The organism is Geobacillus sp. G4 (genome assembly GCF_040327975.1).
GTDB lineage: Bacteria > Bacillota > Bacilli > Bacillales > Anoxybacillaceae > Geobacillus > Geobacillus thermoleovorans.
On record NZ_JBEPJY010000001.1, the window covers coordinates 76,684 to 100,334 of the forward strand.

The following is a 23,651-nucleotide window of genomic DNA, read 5'->3' on the forward strand; positions in this document are numbered from 1 at the left end:
ACGCAGGAGCTTGTCGATCAAATAGCGGGCGCGGAAGGAAAACGGGAAATGGCAAAAGGCGCCCTCCGCGAAGGAAGGCGCCTTTTTTCGGCGGCGTATGTACCGTCGGTCTTACTGTTCGGTTTCAAAATGGATGTTCCGCTCCGGCGCAAACGTCGAAATGGCGTGCTTGTAAATGAGCTGTTGTTTTCCTTGCACTTCCAAAAGTACGGTGAAGTTGTCAAACCCTTTAATGTATCCGCGCAGTTGGAAGCCGTTCAATAAGAAGACGGTCACTTGAATGCCCTCTTTGCGCAGCTGGTTTAAAAACTGGTCTTGAATATTGATCGTATTTTTCATCAAACGTCCTCCTCTTTTCTCTCTAAGGATATAATTATATATTCGCTTCAAGTTGAAGCTTTCCTGCTACATAGCGAGAAATTTCCTCCACCTTGGCGACGAACTGCCCAGCGTCGGTCATGTCAAACCATTTCACCGGCATTTGGTTGCGAAACCAAGTGAGCTGCCGTTTCGCATAGCGGCGCGAATTTTGTTTCAGCTGCTCAATCGCTTCATCAAGGGAAACGCGGCCGTCAAAATAGTCGTACAGCTCCTTGTAGCCGATGGCTTGCACCGCCTGGCAGTCGCGCAGGCCGCGGTCATAAAGCGCCCTCGCCTCTTCGATCAACCCTGCGGCGATCATCTCATCGACCCGCTCGTTGATGCGGCGGTAAAGCGCCTCCCGCTCCGCCGTCAAGCCAACGATGGCCGCCTCATACAAAAGCCGCTTTGACTGCCCTTGCTGCCACTCGCTGAACGGCTTTCCGGTGCAATGATACACTTCTAAGGCGCGGATGACGCGGCGGATGTTGTGCGGATGAATGCGGGCCGCACTTATTGGATCAACCGCCTCAAGCCGCCGGTGAAGCGCTTCGGCTCCTTGCTCGGCCGCCAGCTGTTTGAGCGCCCGGCGGTACGCTTCGTCGGAAGGGGCGGCGGAAAATTGGTAATCGTAAAGGGCTGCCTGAATGTACAGCCCGGTGCCGCCGACGATGATCGGCAGCCGGCCGCGCGCCGAAATCTCGGTGATGAGCGCACGGCAAAGCCGCTGAAATTCGACGACGGAAAACGGTTCGCACGGCTCTTTGATGTCCAGCAAATGATGCGGGATTCCTTCCATCTCATCGGGCTTCACTTTCGCCGTGCCAATGTCCATCCCTTTATAAATTTGCATCGAATCGCCGCTGATGACCTCTCCGCCCAGCTTTTTCGCCAACGCGATGCCGAGCTTCGTTTTGCCGACCGCCGTCGGCCCGACGATGACGGCGACTTTTTCAGCCATAGCGCGTCACTGCTTTCTGTTGTGGGACTTGTGTCAACCATCATTATACATAAAAACAGCTGTGCATGGAACCATTTCTTTCATACGTTTTCGCCATCCACAAATCGTTTTATACATGGCAGCGCGAAAAATCGCCTTTCTTCCCTTTCGCCATAACCATATGGAAAAAAATGAACGCCATAAAAGGCGCTCATCATAATGAAAACTTGTTGACAATCGCCTGCAAATCGTCCGCCATTTTCGAGAGCGACGCGGCCGAAGCTGAAATTTCCTCCATCGAGGCCAGCTGTTCCTCGGTCGCCGCCGACACCTCCTGCGCACCGGCCGATGTCGACTCGGCCACGTCGGCGACAAGCCGGACGGAGCGCACCATTTGCTCCGAAGAAGAGACTATGTCGCTGACCGCGGTGGATACGTCGCGGATTTGCGCCGCAACTTCGTCCACGGCGGCGCGAATGCGGGCGAACATTTCTCCCGAGGCGCGAATGACGTTCGTTCCGGCCGTCACTTCGTTGACGACCGACTCCATTGATTGGACGGCATGGACCGTTTCTTCTTGAATGGCAGCGATCAATTCCGCGATTTGCTGGGCCGATTGGGCCGATTGCTCGGCGAGCTTCCGCACTTCGTCAGCAACGACGGCAAAGCCGCGCCCGTGCTCGCCGGCGCGCGCCGCCTCAATGGCGGCGTTTAAGGCGAGCAAGTTCGTCTGCGCCGCGATGCTGCGGATTGCTTCGATGATCGAGCCGATTTGCTCGGAACGGTGGCCAAGCCCTTTAATGAGGTCAGCCAGCCGCTCGACCGTATCATTGACTTTGTTCATTTGCGCAACGCCCGCCTCGATCGTTTGCCCTCCCTCAGCCGCTTGTCTTGACGCCTCAGCAGCGATGGCGGACACGCTTTGCGCCCGTCCGGAAATTTGCTCGATTCTCTCAGACATCGAATCGACGGCGGCGGACGTTTCTTCCACGCTTTGCATTTGCTTGTCCATGCCGGAAGCAACGCCCTGAATCGTCATGGCGATTTGCTCGGTCGCCTTGCTCGTCTGTTCGGCGCTCGCTGCCAGCTCCTCCGACGAAGCGGCGACTTGCTCGGCGTTTTGCGCCACTTCTTGGAGCACTTCGCGCAAGTTTTTCGCCATTTGCTCAAACGAAGCGGCGAGTGCGCCAATTTCATCGCGGTTGCGAACCGAGAGCCGCCCGTCCGTCAAATCGCCGGCGGCGATCCGCTTCGCCGCTTCCGACAGCGCCAATAGCGGGCGGGAAAGCGAGCGGCTGATGTAATAGCTGACGGTCGCTCCAGCCGCCGCCGTCAACAAGCCGACGATGATGATCAGCCGCTGGACCGCAGCCGCCGATGCGCTCGCATCATCATTAGCTTCCTTCATTTCCCGCTGCTGGAGAGCGACCAATTGATTCACCTTTTCATCAAATTGGGTTGTTAAGTCGCGCCCTGTTGTGGTCACAAGGGCGATGTACTGCTCCGGTTTGTTTTGCGCTTTTAGGTCGAACGTTTTTTGCCCAAGTTCGTAAAACTGCTGTTCAAGCAAATCGAGCTCGGCAAGCAGCTGTTTCGTTTCTTCCCGCGTCAGCTCCGCCGCAAGCTTTTCGCTTATTTTCTTGTACTCCCCATGCGCTTTTTCAAAATTTTTCCTTGACGTCTCATCGCCGGTCAACAAATAGCCGCGCATGCTGCCGACCTCGCGGCGGATCAATACTTCAAGCTCTTTGGCATTGACAAGCTTCGTCACCCGTTTGTCGATCACATCGGTGTATGTACGGTCAAGAGTCGAAATTTCGTAATAAGAAAACCCGACTAGCAGCGCGATCAACACGTAGACGAGGCCGAAGCCAGCCAGCAGTTTTTTGCGCACGGTCATTTTCATGTTCATTGGCAAGTCCTCCGTCTGTGAATCAGTATGTTGTTCCATCTACATTATCGGATGATAACAGCCAATGTTTAGTATTTTTTTTAGCTCTTTCGCCATCTTTGATGAAAAGGCCTGCTTCATTGAGAAAATCAACTGGATTTTCTCAATGAGCCTCCTCTTTCACCGTAAACTCGCAAGGAGAGCAAACCGGCCGCCCCCATGCCGCTTCCCCGCCTTACGCCGTTCCTTCCGGCTGCCACGTGTTTCGGCCGGTTTCGGCTTCATCATGAATGAAAAGCGAGGTGACAAGCGCGGCGATGCTGCCAATGAGGCCGAATAAAAACAAATGATGGATGCCGGTCATAAACGTCGGCGCCTTCGTCAAAAACGCTCCCATGACGGTCACGCCGATCGCCGTGCCGATATTGCGGCAAAACATAAAAAAGGACGTCGCGATTCCTTTTTCATGGACGTCCGCAAGCTGCTGCGAGCCGATGACGCCGACGGTCGAGGTCAACCCAAACGACAGCCCTTGGACAAACATGACGAAAAACACATACCAAAACCCGTGACTTTCGTTCAGCAGCGCCAGAAGCAAGCCGGACGCAACCAGCAGCACATTGCCGATGATGAGAAGCGGACGGTAGCCATAGCGCAAAATCCATTTCCCGGCCGGCACGGCGGCGATCATCCAACCAACGGACGAGCCGAGCAAAGCGACGCCGCTGATAAATACCGATAAATGAGCAACATTTTGCAAAAAGAGCGGAATGTAGCTTGACGTGCCAAACAGCGCGACGCAGCTGACAAAGCCGTTAATGTTCATCCATTTGAGCGTGCGGTGATGAACAAGTGAAAGCGGCACGAGCGGAGACGGCTGCCGTTTTTCGAAAAAGTAAAACGCAACAAGCAAGAGCGCACCGGCCGCCCCGTACCACCATTGTCCGCGCTTCGCAACAGTGACGAGCAAAAGCAGGCTGACTGCGGCGGCAAATAACACCGCCCCCATATAGTCAACCGCCGCCCGCTTCGGTTCATATACTTCTTTATATGGAAACAACGTCACAAGCGAGAGCAGGCAAATGGGAATGTTGACATAAAAAATCCAGCGCCATGTCGCGTATTCGACAAACAGCGAGCCTAAAAGCGGCGCCAAGACGGCGGAAATCCCCCACATGGCGGTAAAAAACGCCTGGATCTTTCCGCGCTTTTCCACCGGAAACAAATCGCCGGCGATAATGGCCGGAAACGGCATCATAAACCCGGCGCCGACCCCTTGTACGGCGCGGAACAGGACGAGTTGCACCATATTTTGCGACAAACCGCAAAGAAGCGAGCCAATCAAAAATAAAATGATGCCAAAGCTGAATACGTTTTTGCGGCCAAACAGGTCGGACAGACGGCCGGCAATCGGTGACAGGACGGTTGTCGTAATCATGTATGACGCAAACGCCCATGCATAAAGGGAGAATCCCCCAAGTTCTTTGGCGATGATCGGCATCGTCGTGTTCATGATCGTCGTATCCATCGAGGCGACGAGCATGACCAGCACAATGCTCACCATCACGGACAGACGGCTGTTCATACCAATGCCCTCCTTTTTGATCATCTATGAATATCTTATTTTACATGATGAATCATCATGGCACCAAATGATACGCGCCAGAAAGCCGGACTATTTGTACTTGTTGCTGTTTTTTGTTGCCTTAAAAGCAGAAAGCCTCAAAACCGCTAACCCGTTTTTCCGCGGCATCATCCTGCATCTTTGTTGGATTCGGCTTTCACTCGCACGAACAACAAAAAAGCTGTTCACCGAAGCGCCTAAGGCTTCGCACGAACAGCTGCGTTAATCGTCTTTCATTTAGTTGATGACCCGAACCGCTTTTACATACCGCGTTTTCCAATAGGATGACGTCAGCGACGAATACGCAACACCCAACGAAACGGTCGCGTTGATCATTTGCCCGTTGCCAGCGTAAATGCCGACATGGTTGATCGTCCCATTTGAATCGGTGTCAAAAAAGACGAGATCGCCTTTTTGCAATTGGTTAAACGACACCGTTCTTCCGGCTTGCGCTTGAGCGGTGGATGTGCGCGGCAGCGAAATGCCGGCTTCGCTGAAGACGCGCATCGTAAACGATGAGCAGTCAAACACATCGGTGCGCGACGGGCTTGCTCCGTACAAATAACGCGCCCCTAAATATTTTTCCGCAATATCGATGATTCGGTCGGCAAGCGATGCGGACGACTCAGTGGCAGCCGAGTTGGCGGCCGATACTTGCTGCTTGGCCTCCCGGACATCAGTCGTTCCGCCCGCCACTTTAATGGCTTGGCCAATGCGGATGGTGTTCGGGTTTGTAATTTGCGGATTCAGTGCCAATAGACGGTCGACCGTCGTTTGAAACTTGTTCGCAATCTCAAGCAGCGTATCCCCCGCCTGCACGATATACCGGCCGCTTGTCGGCACGGCTGCCGGCTGCACATTGTATGTATTGGAACGTTCCTGTTCCCCTGCTACTTGCAGCTTCTGCCCGGCGCGAATGAAGTCTGGGTTCGTAATGCTTGGATTAAGCTTGAGCAACGCATCCACAGTCGTGCTAAACTTGCGGGCGATTCCGCTTAGCGTATCACCAGGCTCGACCGTATATGTATTCGAAGAAGTTTCGTTCGATTTATTTGGTTCATTGACGCGCAATACTTGTCCGGGAAAAATCAAATCCGAAGACAAACCGTTTTCTTGCTTTAACGCGGCGACCGTCGTGCCGGATTGCCGGGCAATCTTCCAAAGCGTATCGCCTTTTTGCACCGTATAGCTCGCCGCCGATGCCGCGTGGCCGGCCAACAGCGAGCCGATCAACGTGCTTGTCAATACAACCGTCTTTTTCATGCTGCATCCCCCTATGACGTCGATGTATCCATCTTTATGTATCCATGTTTATACAAAATTCGCTATCACTCTACAAAATTCACCACGTATTCCTACACATGAGCCATTATAGTAAAATCAAAGCAATCCGTCTGTAACAGAAAGAATAAAAGTAGATTACAAAACGATTACAAAAAGCGCCCCCTTTGTCGCGCAAAGGGGGCGCAGGCTACATCACCCGTTTAAATAGTTTTTCAATTTCATATGTCGAAAAATGAACGATGATCGGCCGGCCGTGGGGACAAGTAAATGGGTCCGTTGTCTGCCGCAGCGCCTCAAGCAAAGCGAACAGTTCATCCTGGCGCAAATGTTGGTTTGCTTTAATGGCGCGCTTGCAACTCATTAAGATCGCCGCTTGTTCGCGCAATTGCTTGATGTCGACCGTTTTGGCCGCCAACACTTGTTCGATCATTTCCTCGATGATTTCCCTTTCTCTCCCTTTCGGAAACCACGTCGGATGGGAGCGAACGAGAAACGCCCGCGGCCCAAACGGCTCAAGAAACACGCCGCAGCGCGCCAGCTCATCGCGGCAGGCGGCGATCCGCTCGTACTCGTCGGCTGGATATTCAAACATCAACGGAACGAGCAGCTCCTGCACTTCCTTCGTGGCTTCGCCGAGTTTTTCCCGGAAATATTCATAGTTGATCCGCTCTTGAGCCGCATGCTGATCGATCATATACAGCCCATGTTCGTTCTCCGCCAAAATGTACGTCCCATGCAATTGTCCGATCGGATAAAGCGGCGGCAGGCGATCGGCCGCCGCTTTATCCTCCGCTTGCCCATCTGTCGGCAAGCGGGGAGAGCACCGCTCTTCTCCCACCTCTTCCTCCTGCTTTCGCTCAAAAGCGGGCCCATGTTCGTCCAGTATTCCACATTCATCCGTCTGCACAGCCGCGGATGGCCGCTCAGCCGGTGCGTCACCGGTTAGCGGCGCAAGAGGGGCGGTCGCATCTTCCCCGCCGCCGATGTCGCTCGATAAGACAGACGGCTCGCGGACGCGATGAGTGAACGTCCAAGCCGCCTGCTCCGCCTTTGGTTTTGCCATCTTGCTGTCGGCAGATACGGACGGAATGAGCGTCCGCTTGCGAAATGCCTGGCGGATGGCGTCTGTGACGAGCTCATTCAGCTCTGCTTCCTTGCTAAAGCGGACTTCGAGCTTTGCCGGATGGACGTTGACATCGACAAGCACCGGATCCATTTCAATGGATAAAAACACAATCGGATAGCGGCCGATCGGCAAGAGCGTATGGTAGCCGGCTTCAATCGCTTTCATGAGCGGCACGCTGCGCACATAGCGGCCGTTGACAACAAGCGAGATGTAGTTGCGCGAGGCGCGCGTCACGTCCGGCGGCGAAATGTAACCGCGAATAGTAAAATCGAGCGATTCCGCTTCAATGGGGATCATTTGCCTCGCCGTCTCGGCGCCGTAAATAGCGGCGAGCACGTGCCGAACATCGCCGCTGCCATTGGTGGCAAGCAATGTTTTGCCCTGGTGGCGGAGGCGAAATGATACGTCCGGATGGGCGAGCGCTAGCCGGTTGACGACGTCGGCCGCATGGCCGAGCTCGGTGTGGATCGTTTTCATATATTTCAAGCGCGCTGGGGTGTTGAAAAACAAGTTCGATACGGTAATATCCGTTCCTTTGCGCCCCGCCGCCCGCTCGCGGGAGACGAGTGCGCCGCCTTGAAGCACAAGCTTCGTTCCCGGTCCGCTGCCCGTGCCGGTCGTCAGCTCCACTTCGGATACAGAAGCGATGCTCGGCAGCGCCTCACCGCGGAACCCGAGCGTGCGGATGCGGAACAAATCGTGCTCGTCATGAATTTTGCTTGTCGCATGGCGTTCAAAAGCGAGCAAGCAGTCGTCTTCCTCCATGCCGTCGCCGTTGTCGATGACGCGGATTTTCGCCATTCCCGCCTCTTCAAGCTCGATGTTGATGACCGTACTATGGGCATCAATGGCGTTTTCCACCAACTCCTTGACGACCGAAGCCGGCCGCTCGACGACCTCGCCGGCGGCGATTTTGTTTGCCAGCAGGTCATCGAGCTTGCGGATGCGTCCCATCGGGCCTCCCTCCTTTACTTGAGGAGCTTTTGCAGTTCATACAGTTTGTTGAGCGCCTCAAGCGGCGTCATCTCGAGCAAATTGATCTCTTTCAGCGCCGCGAGCGCCTTTTTCTCTTTGTTTGAAAGAGGCGGCTCCACAGGCGCCGGGGCAAGGTCAGGAAACATACTCAGCTGCTCAAACGCCGCTTCCGCCAAAACGCCCTCCCGCGCCGCGCCGGCTGACGGACGGGAGGCCTTCTCGCGCTCAACCTTGCTGCCGACGTCTAACGCTTCGTTCCCCTGAAAAGCCAAACCCGCTTCCGCCAAAGCGCCATCGTCCATCCTGCCTGCGGCGGCTTCCTGTTTTCCCGCCGCTTTCTCCAGTTCCGCTAAAATGGCCCGCGCGCGTTCAATGAGCGAAGCCGGCAGCCCGGCCAGCTCGGCGACGTGAATGCCGTAGCTCTTGTCGGCCGGCCCGTCGGCGATTTGATGCAAAAAGACGACTTTGCCGTTTTCCTCGATGGCGCGGGCATGGACGTTCGAAAGCCGCGGGAGCGAACGCTCCAAGGCGGTGAGTTCATGGTAGTGGGTGCTAAATAGTGTTTTCGCGCCGATATGGTCGTGAATGTACTCAATGATCGCCTGGGCGAGCGCCATGCCGTCGTACGTCGATGTGCCGCGCCCGATTTCATCAAACAAAATGAGGCTGTTTTGTGTCGCATGAGCGATGGCGTGGCGCGCCTCCAACATTTCGACCATAAACGTGCTTTGTCCTGCCGACAGGTCGTCAGCAGCGCCGATGCGGGTGAACACTTGGTCAAAAATGGGCAGCACCGCCCGCTCGGCGGGAACGAAACAGCCGATTTGCGCCATGACGGCGGTGAGCGCCACTTGCCGCATGTACGTGCTTTTTCCAGCCATGTTCGGTCCAGTGATGAGCAGCATTTCCCGCTCGCGGTTCATGTAGCAGTCATTCGGCACGTACATTTGCGCGCCGAGCACTTTTTCGACAACCGGGTGGCGGCCGCCTTGAATCACCAAGACGCGCTCCGTGGAAAACTGCGGACGCACGTAGCGATACTCGTCGCTGATCGTTGCGAATGATTGAAGCACATCAAGCTCGGCAATGGCTTTCGCCAACGTCTGCAGGCGCGGGATGTATTGCTTCACCTGCTCGCGAATGGCGACAAACAGTTCATATTCGAGTTCGATGCTTTTTTCTTCCGCCTCCAAAATGAGCGCCTCTTTTTCCTTCAACTCCGGGGTGATAAACCGCTCGGCGTTGGCGAGCGTCTGCTTCCGCTCGTAACGTCCTTCCGGAACAAGGGGGAGATTGGGCTTTGTCACTTCAATATAGTAGCCAAACACTCGGTTGTAGCCGACTTTGAGCGATTTGATGCCGGTCGCTTCCCGCTCCTTCGCCTCAAGTTCAGCGATCCACGCCTTGCCGTTGCGGCTCGCATCGCGGTAGCGGTCGAGCTGCTTGTCATATCCGTCTTTGATGAGGTTCCCTTCTTTGACGGAAAGCGGCGGCTGTTCTTGAATCGAGCGCTCGAGCAAATCGACGAGCTCTTCGCACGGGTCAAGGCGCTCGCACAGCTTGTCCGCTTCAGCGAGCGGCAGTGCGCCGACCGTCTGGCGGAGCGCCGGCACTTGAAGAAGCGACTTTTTCAGCTGCACGAGATCGCGGGCATTGGCGTTGCCGTAGGAGACACGGCCGACAAGGCGCTCAATGTCGTAAACGCCGCGCAGCCTGTCGCGCAGCTCCTGCCGTTCAAAATAGCTCGTTTTCAACGTTTCCACAAAATCGAGGCGCCGTTCGATTTCGCGCCGATCAATGAGCGGCCGGTCCAGCCATTGTTTTAAGAGCCGCCCACCCATCGCTGTCACCGTTTCATCCAAAAGCCATAACAACGAGCCTTTCCTTCCTTTTGACCGCACCGTTTCGACCAATTCCAAATGCAGCTTGGAATGTCGGTCCATTTTCATATAGTGGTCAACTTGATACAACTCAGCCGGCTGCAAATGATCGAGCCGCCGCTTTTGCGTGCGGACGAGGTAATGAAGCAAGCGGGCTGCGGCCTGCCGCAGCTTTTCTTGCGCCACATGGCCGATGACGCCGTTCCATTCGTCGCATAGAGATGTGTCGTCCTCATAAGAGACCGCCGCCCCGTACCGCTCTTTCAGCTCGCGCACCCACTCTTCGCCGCTGTCTGTGGCAACGATGATCTCCCGCGCTCCAACGGCGTGCAATTCGTTTGCCGCTTCCTCCCACGAAGAAAGAAGCGTCAACCGGACCTCGCCGGTCGACAAATCGGCGTAAGCCAATCCGTATGTACCATCAGCAAACGGCGTGAGCGCCGCCAAGTAGTGGTTTTCCTTCTCGGTGAGCCCTTTGCCTTCCATGAGCGTCCCTGGGGTGATGAGCTGCACAACTTCGCGGCGAACGACGCCTTTGGCCGTTTTCGGGTCTTCGACTTGTTCGCAAATGGCGACTTTATATCCCTTTTCGATTAACTGCTCAATATATCCTTGCGCCGAATGGTACGGCACCCCGCACATCGGCACCCGTTCATCGCCGCCGTCGCGGCTTGTTAATGTAATTTCCAGCTCTTGCGCCGCCTTGATGGCGTCGTCAAAAAACAGTTCGTAAAAATCGCCAAGCCGGAAAAATAAAAACGCGTCCGGATATTGCGCTTTAATGTGCAAATATTGCTGGATCATCGGTGTGTACGATGGCATCGCTTCTCCCCAACCTTTTCGGCCCGAAGGCTCGTTGATTGCGCTACTATTATAACAAGCGGCAAAAGAAAAAACTAGGAAAGAAATTTCCTAGTTTTATTCTTCTTCGCCAAGCAGCAAATCTGGGCTTAAATCTTCTAATTCTTCATCAAGGTCATCCTCGTCGCAAAAATCGTCGTCCTTGCCGCATCCTTCCGGATTGATGGCAACGCACACCTTCGTTTCGCCGATCACTTCGGCGACAAACTCCCGCTCAACATCGACAACGATTTTATTGCCGTTTGGCGAAATCGTGCATTCGAGGCAGTTCGGCTGCTGGATGACGCGGACGATGACATCGGTGTCATCGCTGATTAAATTATCTTTGTCGCGATATTTTAATTTGACGACGTCCGTATACGACACCGTTTCGGTGACGACTTCGGTTTTTGTATTGTGGTTGTACGAATACCAGACGTTGATGTCATAATGGCCGTGAATTTCGACCGTTTTATCGCATTTTTTCGCTTCATAACGGTGGTTGATGATCCAGCAGCCAAGAATGCTTGACGGGCGGTTCGGCGCCGTCACCGTATGGGTCGATTGTGTAAACTTGCGGCCTTTGCCGACAACGGCTTTCGTAATAATTTCTCTGTATTCAGACATCGAACGGAACCCTCCTCAAATGAATCTTCATTTCATCCTATGCGCCATCTCCGCTAATGTGCACAGCAAATGAATCATTATTCCGTATAGTTCATTGTATGCGCCTGCTCCGTTCGATGTGCCTTCTTTTTTGCCGCCAGGCAGCCGCCCGCGGTTTGGGGGAAGGGAGAGCGCGCCCATAAGAAAAAAAGCGCCCCGAAGGACGCTTTTGAGCCGCATGCCATTAATGGCAGCCGCCGTGTTTGTTGTAGCGAAGCGCGGCGCCGGTTTCGCCGCGCAGCACGTCGCCGCCCGTCGAAGCGAGAATTTCATCAGTCACCGTATTCGAAATCGTCGAGGCGACGAGCTGAAGCAGGTCGTTCACATCGGATTGGGACTGCTGGAATTCGCTGACGATCGGAATTTGCGACAACTCTTCGTAAATGGCGTCAATTTTGGCCTCAACCTGTTTCAGCGCTTCATGTTTTCCGTAATGCTGAAGGTTGACCGCTTGCTTTTGCAACGATTTCAGCTCGTTGATCAACGTGCGCACTTTTTCGTTTTGGTGGATTTTTTCTTCCGCTCGTTTGAAAAAGTCGACTTCTTCCGTTTCGGCGATCATTTTCGCCAGCTGCTTCGCCTGGGCCAAGATATCATCCCGCGTATATTTTGCCATGTTCGTTCACCTCGATCGCTTCATTGACTAGCTCGCCCGTCAGCGTCCACGTCTTTGCCTGCGTAATGCGCACGTTGACCAATTGGCCAATGAGCGATTTGGGGCCGACGAAGTGGACGAGCTTGTTTTTGCGCGTATAACCCGCCAATACGTCCGGATTCGTTTTGCTTTCGCCTTCCACAAGCACTTCGACGACTTGCCCTTCGTATTGCTTCATTTTCTTGGCCGCGATTTCCTGAACAAGGTCGTTGAGACGCTTGAGCCGCTCTTTTTTCACTTCCATCGGCACGTTGTCCTTCATGTTCGCCGCCGGCGTGCCTTCGCGCGGTGAATAGATGAACGTGTAGGCCGAGTCAAATTCGACTTCACGGTAAAGCGACAGCGTTTCTTCAAACTGCTCGTCCGTCTCGTTCGGGAAGCCGACGATAATATCCGTCGTCAACGCGACATCCGGAATGGCGGCTTTGATTTTGCGAACGAGCTCCAAGTACTCCTCGCGCGTATATTTGCGGCCCATCATTTTTAAAATTTCCGTGCTGCCCGATTGCACCGGCAAATGGATATGCTCAACCAAGTTGCCGCGTTTGGCGAGCACTTCGATGAGCCGGTCGTCAAAGTCGCGCGGATGGCTCGTTGTGAAGCGGATGCGCGCAATGTCAATTTTGCGCAGCTCATCCATTAAATCGCCAAGGCCGTACTGGATGTCGGTGAAATCTTTTCCGTAAGCGTTGACGTTTTGCCCAAGGAGCGTAATTTCTTTATAGCCTTGGGCGGCGAGCTGGCGCACTTCTTGGATGATGTCTTCCGGACGGCGGCTTCGCTCTTTGCCGCGCGTGTACGGAACGATGCAGTACGTGCAAAACTTGTCACAGCCGTACATAATGTTGACCCATGCTTTAATCTTCCCTTTGCGCACTTTCGGCAAGTTTTCAACAACGTCGCCCTCTTTCGACCATACTTCGACGACCATTTCTTTCGACATGTACGCCTCATGCAAAATGTACGGCAGGCGATGGATGTTGTGCGTGCCGAAAATAAGGTCGACGTATTGGTATTGCTTTAAAATTTTCTTGACAACCGATTCTTCTTGCGACATACAGCCGCACACGCCGAGCAATAAGTCCGGGTTCGTCGTTTTGAGCGGCTTTAAGTAGCCGAGCTCGCCAAACACTTTGTTTTCCGCGTTTTCACGGATCGCGCACGTGTTGAGCAAAATGACGTTTGCCTCTTCCGGACGGTCGGTCGGCTCATAGCCGAGCGCCATGAAAATGCCGGCCATCACTTCCGTATCGTGCTCGTTCATTTGACAGCCATACGTGCGGATGTAAAACTTCCGTCCGCGCCCCATGCCGCGAAACTCTTCAGGAATCGAAAAGTCTTTGACGTACTTGACTTCCTCTTTGCCGCGTTTCTTCGCCTCTTTTAAATTCGGCGGGAGAAACACGCTCGTGAAATATTTCTCATAGTCTTTCGTCGTTTTTTCTTTCAGCCGGTCCAAGGCGGATTTTCTGTCCGCTGGATGGCTTTCGGTTTTGATTTGTCCCGTTTGCTCCAAACGTTGTTTTTCGTTCATAGCAATCTCCTTTCTTCACAAAATCATTCGATCATCCGGGACGAGCGGCCGCCGTTTCCTGTGCAGCCGGCCTCGCCTCGGCAAATTTCTTCCAACCACACACTACCATAGTATATCGCGAGCGGCAAGGAAACACAATGGGGTTTGTTCCGGAGGACCGGAACATGTCATGATAACAAAAAACACCCAATGAGGCAAGCCTCCATCGGGTGCAAATTGTTTCCATTTTTACATAAACTCTGCTACGAGTTCGGCGAACTTTTCTTTGCTCATTTTCAGCTCCGCCTCGGCAAGCGGCGCCTCGCTGTAGCCTGGCACAAGCTCTTGGTACGACTTTTGTTCTTTGTTTTGATAAATGATCCCGGTGACGAGCCCATCGTATTTCATGACCGTCTGCATCGCCATCTCCCGGTCGGACGGGTCGTATCCTTCGATGTCGCTCACCTTGATGAGCCGCTCTTTGAACCACTCGTACGTATTCACTTTGTTGTACGTCACGCACGGGCTGAAGACGTTGATGAGCGCAAAGCCTTTATGCTTGACGCCTTCCTCAATCAAGCTCGTCAATTCTTTTAAATCGCTTGAGAAACCTTGCGCGACAAACGTCGCTCCGGCGCTTAACGCGATCTCAAGCGGCGACAAAGCCGGCTCGATCGACCCGTGCGGCGTGCTTTTTGTTTGGAAGCCGGCAGCGCTGCGCGGCGATGTTTGTCCTTTCGTCAACCCGTAAATTTGGTTGTCCATGACGATGTATGTGATGTCGATGTTGCGGCGAATGGCATGAACCGTGTGCCCCATGCCGATCGCGAATCCGTCGCCATCCCCGCCGGCGGCGATGACCGTCAAATCGCGGTTCGCCATTTTCACTCCTTGCGCCAGCGGCAAAACGCGGCCGTGCGTGCCGTGAAAGCCGTAAGAGTGAATGTAGCCGGAAATGCGGCCCGAGCAGCCGATCCCGGAAATGACCGCGAGTTCGTGCGGCTCCAACCCGAGATTGGCGGCCGCGCGCTGGATGGCGGCCTGCACGGAAAAGTCGCCGCACCCCGGACACCAGTTCGGTTTCACATCATTGCGGAAATCTTTAAAAGTGGCCATTGCGCTAACAACTCCTTGCATTTAGTATAGACGTCGCCCGGCAAGAACGGATTGCCGTCGAATTTTAAGACGCTGGCGATTTTATCAGCGTGCCCGACGTTCATTTTCAACAAGTTCGCCAGCTGCCCGGTGGCGTTTTGCTCGACGACGACGACTCGTTTCGCTTTCTCGACAAGCGGCCGCACGTCGTCAACCGGGAACGGATGAAGCAGACGGATGTGCGCATGGTTGACTTTGACGCCATCTTGCTCGAGCCGCTCCATCGCTTCTTCAATGGCTCCGCGCGTCGATAAAAAGCCAACAAGGAGCAAATCCGGTTCTTCGTGGCGGAGTTGTTTGTGCACCGGCGTCGGGAAGTGGATGTGCTCGAGTTTGCGCATCCGTTTTTCCATTTGCGCCCGGCGGTTTGCCGCCGTCTCTGACGGGCGGCCTGTTTCGGCGTGTTCGACCCCGGTGACATGGTGGATGCCGTATTTTGTTCCCGGCAGCACCCGCGGCGAAACACCGTCCGGCGTGATTTCATACCGTTTGAAGTTGTCTTTGTCCGGAAGCGGCGGCAGCTCACCATTCATCAGCTTGCCGCGGCGGATCTCGATCCGATCGTAATCAAGCGGCTCAACCGTCTGCTTGCCGAGCGACAGCTGCAAATCCGACAGGAAAATGACCGGGCATTGGTATTCCTCAGCTAAGTTGAACGCTTCCGCCATATCGTAAAACGCTTCTTCGACCGTGCTTGGCGCCATGACAATTTTGGGAATTTCCCCGTGCGTGCCATAGATCATCGCGAGCAAATCCGACTGCTCTTGCTTTGTCGGCAAGCCGGTGCTTGGACCGCCTCGTTGCGTGTCAACCACAACAAGCGGTGTTTCCGTCATCCCAGCTAGTCCGATCGCTTCGGCCATAAGCGACAACCCGGGTCCGGCGGAAGCGGTGAACGCCCGCACGCCCGCATAGTTGGCGCCGATCGCCATCGTACAGGCTGCGATTTCATCTTCTGTCTGGATGACCGCGCCCCCAAAATCCGGCAGCTTTTTAATCAAATACTCCATAATCTCCGAAGCTGGGGTGATCGGATAGGCGGCCATAAAGCGCGCCCCGCCGGCAATGGCGCCCAAGGCGATGGCATCGTTGCCAATCATGAACATTCGCCGTTTGCCGTCGGCTTTGGCTAGTTTCATCGTTTTCGTCGAACCATCGAGCTGCTCTTTCATATATTGCGCTCCAGCGCGAATCGCTTCCATGTTTTTCTCAACGACTTGCGCCCCTTTGCGCCCAAATGTATCCACAACAACACTTTCGAACACGGCGGCGTCCAAATCGAGCACCGCACTTGTCGCGCCGATGGCAACCATGTTTTTCATCAGCGGATTGCCAAGCTGTGTAGCGATATCGGTGAACGGAACGGCGTAAAGCGCCACTCCTTTTCCTTCCGGAATCACTGGATTGAATTTGGCGTCCGCAATGACGATGCCGCCGTCACGCAGCTCGTGGAAGTTGAAGTCGATTGTCTCTTGGTCGAACGCCACCAAGATGTCCAAATCATCAGCGACCGCCCGCACCGGTTTCGTGCTGACGCGAATTTTGTTGTTCGTATGACCCCCTTTGATGCGTGAAGAAAAATGGCGGTATCCATATAAGTAATATCCGAGGCGGTTCAGCGCTGTGGAAAAAATTTCCCCTGTACTTTCAATTCCTTCCCCTTGCTGGCCGCCTACCTTCCATGACAGCTGTTCGATCATGAATTACACCCCTTTATATTCACTCCAGCCTTTCGCTACTATTGTACCACTTTTCTGACAAGGAAACTACCATTTTGAACGCCTTTTTCAGCCGGCGCCGCGGATGCCCTGTCTTCTATTCTAGGATACGCAGAGCCGATACTCAGTGATATTCGTCACTCCGGCAAATGGGCGTAGAAGTTGCCGAATAAAAAGCGGGATACTTGCTCGGTGGAGTAATGCTTGTACAACTCGTTGACAAGCCGCGCATATTCCCTTACCGTTCCAAGGCCGGCGACCGTCTCCGTGATGCCATCAAAGTCGGAGCCAAACCCGACGTTGTTTTCCCCCCCGAGCGCGCATATATGGTCGAGATGGCGAAGCACATCAGCGATCATCGCCTTGTTTTTCTTCGCCGTCAAAAAATACGGAACGAAATTAATGCCGATCATGCCGTCTTTTTCGATCAACGCTTTGATCTGCTCGTCGGTTAAGTTGCGTGGATGTGGGCATAGACGATGCACGTTGGAATGGGAAGCGATGGGGAACCGAGCCATCTCGATGACATCCCAAAACGCTTTCTCCGATAAGTGGGACACATCGACCCATCGTTTTGCTTCATTAAGAAGTGCAACGACTTGCCGGCCAAACGCCGTCAGCCCGGCGCCGCGCTTCTCCCACGCTCCGTCAGCGACAGCGTTCGGGAAGTTCCATGTCAACCCTACGGAAGCGACGCCGAGGCGGAGGAGCGTCTTTAGCTTGACAAGGTTGACGCCGATGGCGTCGCACCCTTCCAGCGTCAACATGGCGCCGACTTCCTCTTTTTTAAGGGCGGCGATGTCCCGTCTCGTCCGCACGAACTTCACAGACGGAAACGCATCGATAATGCGGGCAAAGAAGATGTCCACCATCTCCAGCGCAACAGTGAACCGGGCTTCCTCCGGCACCGTTTCCGGTATGTAGATGGCAAAGCATTGCACTTTCACCCCTGCTTCCGCCATCCCGGAAAGAGTGACGTGAAGCGAAGCTCCGTCGTAAAACGACAGAGACCGATCTTGCCATAACTTCATCAACACATCGCAATGTGCATCGAAGATCATTCCGTTCCCCCCTTGAAAAAGCAAAAATAACCTGCCTGCCTTCGCAGCCGAAGGCGCCAACAGGTTATAGCCGCCATTGTCTGATCATCCAGTTAACGAGGTTCGACAATCAATTTGATCGCTGTCCGCTCTTCTCCGTCGATGATAATATCCGTAAACGCCGGAATGCAAATCAAGTCCATGCCGCTCGGTGCCACAAACCCTCGTGCGATCGCTACTGCTTTAACGGCTTGGTTCAATGCACCTGCGCCGATCGCTTGAATTTCCGCTGCGCCGCGCTCGCGCAACACCCCGGCAAGTGCACCAGCTACAGAGTTCGGATTCGATTTTGCTGAAACTTTTAATATTTCCATTCCTAGCTCCTCCCTCGTTTCCTTGGAAAATGATTTCGGTAAAAGGTCTTCATTGTAACTATATTCACTGTTTCGACAACTATTCCTGCATGGGAGGAGGACATTTTAAAAAATTTTTAAAAGATGGACTATTCAAAATAAGGGTGGTCATCGTTAATGATCAACCGTTCAATGCGAAACGCCCGTCCGCTTTTTTCGTCTACATCAACAAAGACGGCATTCAATTGGCTTCGTCCTTCCTTGACGTCGAAACGAACTGGCAGCCCGGTTAAAAATTTGCGCAGCACCGCCTCTCGATCGACGCCTAAAATGCCGTCGTATGGACCGGTCATGCCAACGTCGGTAATGTACGCCGTCCCTCTTGGCAAAATGCGGTTATCGGCCGTCTGGACGTGTGTATGCGTGCCGATGACCGCGGATACGCGGCCGTCTAAGTACCAGCCCATCGCCTGTTTTTCACTCGTCGCCTCGGCATGGAAATCGACGATGATGACCGGCGTGCGCGCGGAGGCGGCGGCGATCAGCTCGTCCGCCTTTTGAAATGGGCAGTCAATCGCCGGCAAAAACGCCCGCCCTTGCAAATTGATGACCGCCGCTTCGCCATGCTCGGTCGGCACAAAGACGATGCCTTTTCCCGGCGTGCCGGGCGGGTAATTCGCCGGGCGAATCAACGCCTTCGCCTGATCGATAAACTCAAAAATATCGCGTTTGTCCCATGCGTGATTGCCCAACGTGATCACATGAGCCCCCCAAGCGAGAAGCGCCCGGTAAATCGGTTCGGTGATTCCTTTCCCGCCGGCGGCGTTTTCGCCGTTGATCACAACAACGTCCGGCCGATGTTTTTCCTTCAGCCTTGGCAAATAGTGCTCCACCATTTTTTGCCCCGGCAAACCGACGACGTCGCCGATAAATAAAATTCTCATCCCTGATCCCTTTCTAAACGAAAAATATCGCCTTGCGCCCATCTCCGCATCGTTATACCCTCCTATTTTACGCACAAAAAAAGAAAGTGGCAATAGCCACTTTATTTCGCGTATTCGACCGCCCGCGTTTCGCGGATGACCGTCACTTTAATATGGCCCGGGTAATCGAGCTCTTCTTCGATTCGTTTGCGGATGTCACGCGCCAGCCGGTGCGCTTCCAAATCGTCGATCATATCTGGTTTGACCATAATGCGCACTTCACGCCCAGCTTGAATGGCGTACGATTTTTCAACGCCTTCGTACGATTCGGCGATTTCTTCAAGCTTCTCTAGACGACGGATATAGTTTTCCAGCGTTTCGCTGCGCGCTCCCGGCCGCGCCGCCGACAGCGCATCGGCCGCCGCGACGAGCACAGCGATGACCGACGTCGGTTCCGTATCGCCATGGTGGGAAGCGATGCTGTTGATGACGACCGGATGTTCTTTATACTTCGTCGCCAGCTCAACGCCGATTTCCACATGGCTTCCTTCGACTTCGTGGTCGATCGCTTTGCCAATGTCATGAAGCAAGCCGGCCCGGCGCGCCAGCATTTCGTCCTCCCCAAGCTCGGCCGCCATCAGTCCGGCTAAAAACGCCACTTCCACCGAGTGTTTTAAGACGTTTTGTCCGTAGCTCGTTCGGAACTTGAGCCGCCCTAAAATTTTGATCAAATCCGGATGCAAGCCGTGAACACCGACTTCAAACGTCGTCTGTTCGCCGACTTCGCGGATATGCTCATCCACTTCGCGGCGCGCCTTTTCGACCATTTCCTCAATGCGCGCTGGATGGATGCGGCCATCTTGCACAAGCTTATCGAGCGCGATGCGCGCCGTCTCGCGGCGAATCGGGTCAAATCCGGACAAAATGACCGCTTCCGGCGTATCGTCGATGATCAAATCGATGCCGGTCAACGTCTCGAGCGTGCGGATGTTCCGCCCTTCGCGCCCGATGATCCGCCCTTTCATTTCGTCGTTTGGCAAATTGACGACGGAAACAGTCGTTTCGGCGACATGGTCGGCGGCGCAACGTTGGATGGCAAGCGACAAAATCGCCTTTGCCCGTTTGTCTGCCTCCTCTTTCGCCCGCGTTTCCGCCTCTTTGATCATCATCGCAATCTCATGCGACAGCTCTTTCTCGACGCGCTCTAAAATGAGCTGGCGGGCATCGTCGCGCGTCAGGCCGGAAATGCGTTCAAGTTCGGCTTGTTGTTGTTTGACGAGCGCTTCCACTTTGCTTTCCATTTGTTCAATATGCTGTTGTCTTTCGTTCAACGCTTCTTCCTTTGCCTCAAGCAACGCCTCACGTTTGTTGAGCGCTTCATCTTTGCGGTCGAGATTTTCCTCCTTTTGCATCAGGCGGTTTTCTTGTTTTTGGAGCTCGCTTCTCCGGTCGCGGATATCACGCTCCGCCTCCGTACGCAGTTTATGAATCTCGTCTTTCGCTTCGAGAAGCGCCTCTTTTTTCAAGGCGTCCGCCTCGCGTTTCGCCTCCTCAATCAGCTGTTCGGCAGCGGCTTTCGCCCCGCCGATTTTCGCTTCGGCAATCGATTTGCGAACAAAAAAGCCAACAACGGCACCAATGACTAAGGCAAGCAAAGCGGAGATGATGATCGAACCCATCGTTTCACCTCCTCTTGCTGTTCGGTTTCCTTTCGCTCTCTCTTCTCACCGCCATGACCGGCGCAGATGGACATTCCCGTTTTCAATCCATTAGCTCAGTCGCTTGGCATCACAATCGACCCGCGCAGCCTTCCGCACGAAGGCGGTCCGCCGCAGCGGGCGGGCGTATGGCCCTGCCGCGCGTATGGACAAATATACATGTTCATTGTAAAGGCGGCAATAGGAATTGTCAAGATATTACACCGACGCGCCTAGAGGATGACAACGGAACAAGACCGTTCCGCACGCCGTCCTTTTTTAGGCTTATCGCTCTCCTTGGCAGGCCGAACGGATGGAAAAAGGCGCCCCGGCAGCTTGCCAGGACGCCTTGTCCCGTTATTCTTCAAGCAATCCGAACCCGTCTTGCTGCGGTTCGCTCGTTCCCTCTTCAACGTCGATGCCGTAATGCTGGCGGATGGCGCGGGCGATCTCATCGGCGATGTGCGGGTTTTCCTTCAAAAATTGCTTCGCGTTTTCCCGCCCTTGGCCAAGCCGCTCGTCTTTGTACGAATACCACGAACCGCTTTTTTGCACGATGTCCAATTCGGACGCCATGTCGAGAATTTCCCCTTCGCGGGAAATGCCTTCGCCGTACATAATGTCGACGTCAGCCGTTTTAAATGGCGGCGCAACTTTGTTTTTGACGACTTTAATTTTCGTCTTGTTGCCGACCATATCATTGCCTTGCTTAATTTGCTCGGCGCGGCGCACCTCTAGGCGGACGGAAGCGTAAAACTTGAGCGCCCGCCCGCCCGGCGTCGTTTCCGGATTGCCAAACATGACGCCGACTTTTTCGCGAATTTGGTTGATGAAGATGGCGATCGTTTTCGATTTGTTAATGGCGCCAGACAGCTTGCGAAGCGCCTGGGACATAAGCCGCGCTTGCAAGCCGACATGGGCGTCGCCCATCTCCCCTTCAATTTCCGCTTTCGGCACAAGCGCCGCCACCGAGTCGATGACGATAATATCGACCGCGCCGCTTCGCACGAGCGCTTCCGCGATTTCGAGCGATAGTGATAGGTAAGCCTTTGATGCAATCTCCGGCTTTTCCCCCACCCCACACCGTGCGTGCGAGTTTCCCCGCACACGGCGTTCCACCGGGACAGCTTCGATAGCCCCTTTGGGCTATCTCTCCACCATATCACCTCGCGATGACATGGCAGCAGCACCTACAATTCTTCCAGCGAACAGGACTTTTATATTTTCAGCTTGTTCCTATATTTCGTTAGTTTGTCAAACATTTTTCGTTCTGTAAACGGCAGTTCTTGGTTGCTATGGACAAGCCTATGGCATTGGTTGCATAAGCTAATTAGATTAACGGTCTTATTGATCTCACTTAAAGGTTTACTCGGGTCAATATGATGGCAGTGGAAGTTACCGGGACTTAAGTATACGGCACATATTTTGCATTTTCCTTTATCTCTGTGAAATACATTCACCCTATTTAAGAAATATTCAAGATTATATTTCCCATCATTATGCTCAGATAAAATGTAGATGAATATCGAATCGTGATCGAACAGACTCATTTTATCCGGCAATCGTATTTTTCTATGCTTTTCTTCATACATTTTTCTGCCGTCTGCAGTGTATGGGGTCATTTCTTGTTTGAATACTGTTGCATACTGTATAGGCCCTTAGCGGTTGGATAGATCAATCCCCGCCGTTTTGCTACCTTTATTGCTTTTAATATTGCGAATAGCTTCTAAAATGACAACATCATTTTGAAGCAACTCAAGCATGCCGTAAAAATGTTTTCCCTTTTTAGCTTCTTGATAAAGAAGATCCAAGCAGTTTCTCAAGTCCTGTTCGCTTTTTACGACAAGTTTGTTTACCTTCATGCTCCTTTCTCCCTTTTTATAATACTGGGTGGAAGTGCCATGAATTAGCCTGCTTGCCGTAACATGTAGATACTTTGCCGCCCCGGCTGGTTCCCTTCACTCCAGAGCGTTTTTTCCTCCCCCATCGTTGCCTTTGGGGTTCAAACGGCGCTCCTTCATCATTACTATGGAACCGCTGACTCCCCCTAAGATATCATCGACCAGCCCTGTCTCCTCCTTAGGGGGCCTCTCACGTTCCCTACAGCCTATCCCTTCTTTTGAACGCCCTTAGGTGCCTACTCTACTCGGCAGGACCTCTGATTGGAACGTCCGCTACCCATCAGAGCAGTAACCGAACTAAGCCAGCCGGTTAAAGGAAACACCGCAAACAAGACACGGTGGTTCGTCCTGTATGGTCCCTTTTCAGGGAGCACCGGTAACCGAGCTTCACGCATAGGTTCCTTTCGTCACCATAGGCGTCTTTTAAGGAGCCCCGCACCACTTTCGCCATAGCCACATTTTGCGGCCTTAGGCTACTTGGGTTACGACTTCACCTGGCTTCATACATCCCGGTGAGGGTGCACCGGAATGCATGCAGGAGTCTCAGGCTCGTGGATATAGGACTATCACCACGGGAAGGAATTTCACCTTCCAACTCGGCTGTAGAGTTGTCCCGATGTTCCCATCGGACTCCGCTTTCGTGCCTACGCACTTATACGGAAACGTGACGCACCTTGCTCGCCCGTGTCAGGCTGGGAAAGCAGCAATTCATCGATATTGACCCCTAATTTTTGTGCGTAAATCGGATCGAGCGCATGCTCTGCGTCGATGAAAGCTGCTTGCCCGCCCCGCTTTTGCACTTCAGCGATCGCGTGAAGGGCAACGGTCGTTTTCCCGGACGATTCCGGGCCGTAAATTTCCACAATCCGCCCGCGCGGATAGCCGCCGACTCCTAACGCGATGTCGAGCGCCAGCGAACCGCTCGGCACGACCGACACTTTGCGGTCGACTTGCTCGCCGAGCTTCATGATGGCCCCCTTGCCAAACTGTCGTTCAATTTGTTTTAATGCCTGCTCCAATGCAGCTTGACGATCTTGGTTCACTAACCTACTCCTCCTTATTCTAGGACTACTTATACTATACCGCGTTTTGCGGCCATTGCCAAGCAAA

At 53.8% G+C, this 23,651-nt stretch carries 17 protein-coding genes and 2 pseudogenes; all 19 read right to left on the bottom strand.

Annotation, left to right across the window (positions count from 1 at the left end):
- Positions 1–111: 111 nt before the first annotated feature.
- Entirely contained in the window at positions 112–339 is a 228-nt protein-coding gene (gene hfq / locus ABS784_RS00375; protein WP_011230812.1) for an RNA chaperone Hfq, read from the bottom strand.
- A gap of 34 nt (positions 340–373) precedes the next feature.
- On the bottom strand, positions 374–1,321 hold the full coding sequence (gene miaA, locus ABS784_RS00380) for a tRNA (adenosine(37)-N6)-dimethylallyltransferase MiaA (protein ID WP_352511085.1): 948 nt from the start codon (positions 1,319–1,321) through the stop codon (positions 374–376).
- A 193-nt stretch (positions 1,322–1,514) separates the two neighbouring features.
- Positions 1,515–3,212 carry a methyl-accepting chemotaxis protein gene (locus ABS784_RS00385; protein WP_033025126.1) on the bottom strand — a complete coding sequence of 566 codons (1,698 nt, stop codon included), beginning with the start codon at positions 3,210–3,212 and terminating at the stop codon, positions 1,515–1,517.
- 214 nt (positions 3,213–3,426) lie between these two features.
- On the bottom strand, positions 3,427–4,776 hold the full coding sequence (locus tag ABS784_RS00390) for an MDR family MFS transporter (RefSeq protein ID WP_352511087.1): 1,350 nt from the start codon (positions 4,774–4,776) through the stop codon (positions 3,427–3,429).
- Between the two features lie 276 nt (positions 4,777–5,052).
- Positions 5,053–6,078 carry a C40 family peptidase gene (locus tag ABS784_RS00395; RefSeq protein WP_011230807.1) on the bottom strand — a complete coding sequence of 342 codons (1,026 nt, stop codon included), beginning with the start codon at positions 6,076–6,078 and terminating at the stop codon, positions 5,053–5,055.
- Positions 6,079–6,286: 208 nt separating this feature from the next.
- Complete coding sequence (mutL, locus tag ABS784_RS00400) at positions 6,287–8,179, bottom strand: DNA mismatch repair endonuclease MutL (RefSeq protein WP_011230806.1); 1,893 nt, start codon at positions 8,177–8,179, stop codon at positions 6,287–6,289.
- Between the two features lie 14 nt (positions 8,180–8,193).
- Positions 8,194–10,902 (bottom strand): DNA mismatch repair protein MutS, encoded by a 2,709-nt coding sequence (gene mutS / locus ABS784_RS00405; RefSeq protein WP_047757753.1) that lies wholly within the window; start codon positions 10,900–10,902, stop codon positions 8,194–8,196.
- Positions 10,903–10,998: 96 nt separating this feature from the next.
- A complete protein-coding gene (locus ABS784_RS00410) occupies positions 10,999–11,547 on the bottom strand; it encodes an outer spore coat protein CotE (RefSeq protein WP_011230804.1) in 549 nt (182 codons plus the stop codon).
- Between the two features lie 223 nt (positions 11,548–11,770).
- Positions 11,771–12,202 (bottom strand): YlbF/YmcA family competence regulator, encoded by a 432-nt coding sequence (locus tag ABS784_RS00415; protein ID WP_011230803.1) that lies wholly within the window; start codon positions 12,200–12,202, stop codon positions 11,771–11,773.
- The gene (gene miaB / locus ABS784_RS00420; RefSeq protein WP_011230802.1) at positions 12,180–13,775 is read right to left on the bottom strand and encodes a tRNA (N6-isopentenyl adenosine(37)-C2)-methylthiotransferase MiaB; all 1,596 of its coding nucleotides are present in this window, start codon (positions 13,773–13,775) and stop codon (positions 12,180–12,182) included. Before miaB ends, ABS784_RS00415 begins: the two co-directional genes overlap by 23 nt.
- Positions 13,776–14,003: 228 nt before the next feature.
- The gene (locus ABS784_RS00425) at positions 14,004–14,870 is read right to left on the bottom strand and encodes a 2-oxoacid:ferredoxin oxidoreductase subunit beta (RefSeq protein ID WP_011230801.1); all 867 of its coding nucleotides are present in this window, start codon (positions 14,868–14,870) and stop codon (positions 14,004–14,006) included.
- On the bottom strand, positions 14,837–16,609 hold the full coding sequence (locus ABS784_RS00430) for a 2-oxoacid:acceptor oxidoreductase subunit alpha (protein WP_062898537.1): 1,773 nt from the start codon (positions 16,607–16,609) through the stop codon (positions 14,837–14,839). The genes ABS784_RS00425 and ABS784_RS00430 overlap by 34 nt, the downstream gene beginning before the upstream one ends.
- A gap of 155 nt (positions 16,610–16,764) precedes the next feature.
- Positions 16,765–17,688 (bottom strand): dipeptidase, encoded by a 924-nt coding sequence (locus ABS784_RS00435; RefSeq protein ID WP_352511092.1) that lies wholly within the window; start codon positions 17,686–17,688, stop codon positions 16,765–16,767.
- Between the two features lie 92 nt (positions 17,689–17,780).
- Complete coding sequence (spoVS, locus tag ABS784_RS00440; RefSeq protein ID WP_003251598.1) at positions 17,781–18,041, bottom strand: stage V sporulation protein SpoVS; 261 nt, start codon at positions 18,039–18,041, stop codon at positions 17,781–17,783.
- A gap of 128 nt (positions 18,042–18,169) precedes the next feature.
- Positions 18,170–18,964 (bottom strand): TIGR00282 family metallophosphoesterase, encoded by a 795-nt coding sequence (locus tag ABS784_RS00445; RefSeq protein ID WP_011230798.1) that lies wholly within the window; start codon positions 18,962–18,964, stop codon positions 18,170–18,172.
- A 101-nt stretch (positions 18,965–19,065) separates the two neighbouring features.
- Complete coding sequence (gene rny / locus ABS784_RS00450) at positions 19,066–20,622, bottom strand: ribonuclease Y (protein ID WP_011230797.1); 1,557 nt, start codon at positions 20,620–20,622, stop codon at positions 19,066–19,068.
- Positions 20,623–20,997: 375 nt separating this feature from the next.
- Positions 20,998–21,672: pseudogene (recA, locus tag ABS784_RS00455) on the bottom strand (recombinase RecA); the annotation flags it as partial.
- A 626-nt stretch (positions 21,673–22,298) separates the two neighbouring features.
- On the bottom strand, positions 22,299–22,502 hold the full coding sequence (locus ABS784_RS00460) for a hypothetical protein (protein ID WP_119877507.1): 204 nt from the start codon (positions 22,500–22,502) through the stop codon (positions 22,299–22,301).
- Positions 22,503–23,215: 713 nt separating this feature from the next.
- Positions 23,216–23,584 (bottom strand): annotated as a pseudogene (locus ABS784_RS00465) (ATPase domain-containing protein); the annotation flags it as partial.
- Between the last annotated feature and the right edge of the window lie 67 nt (positions 23,585–23,651).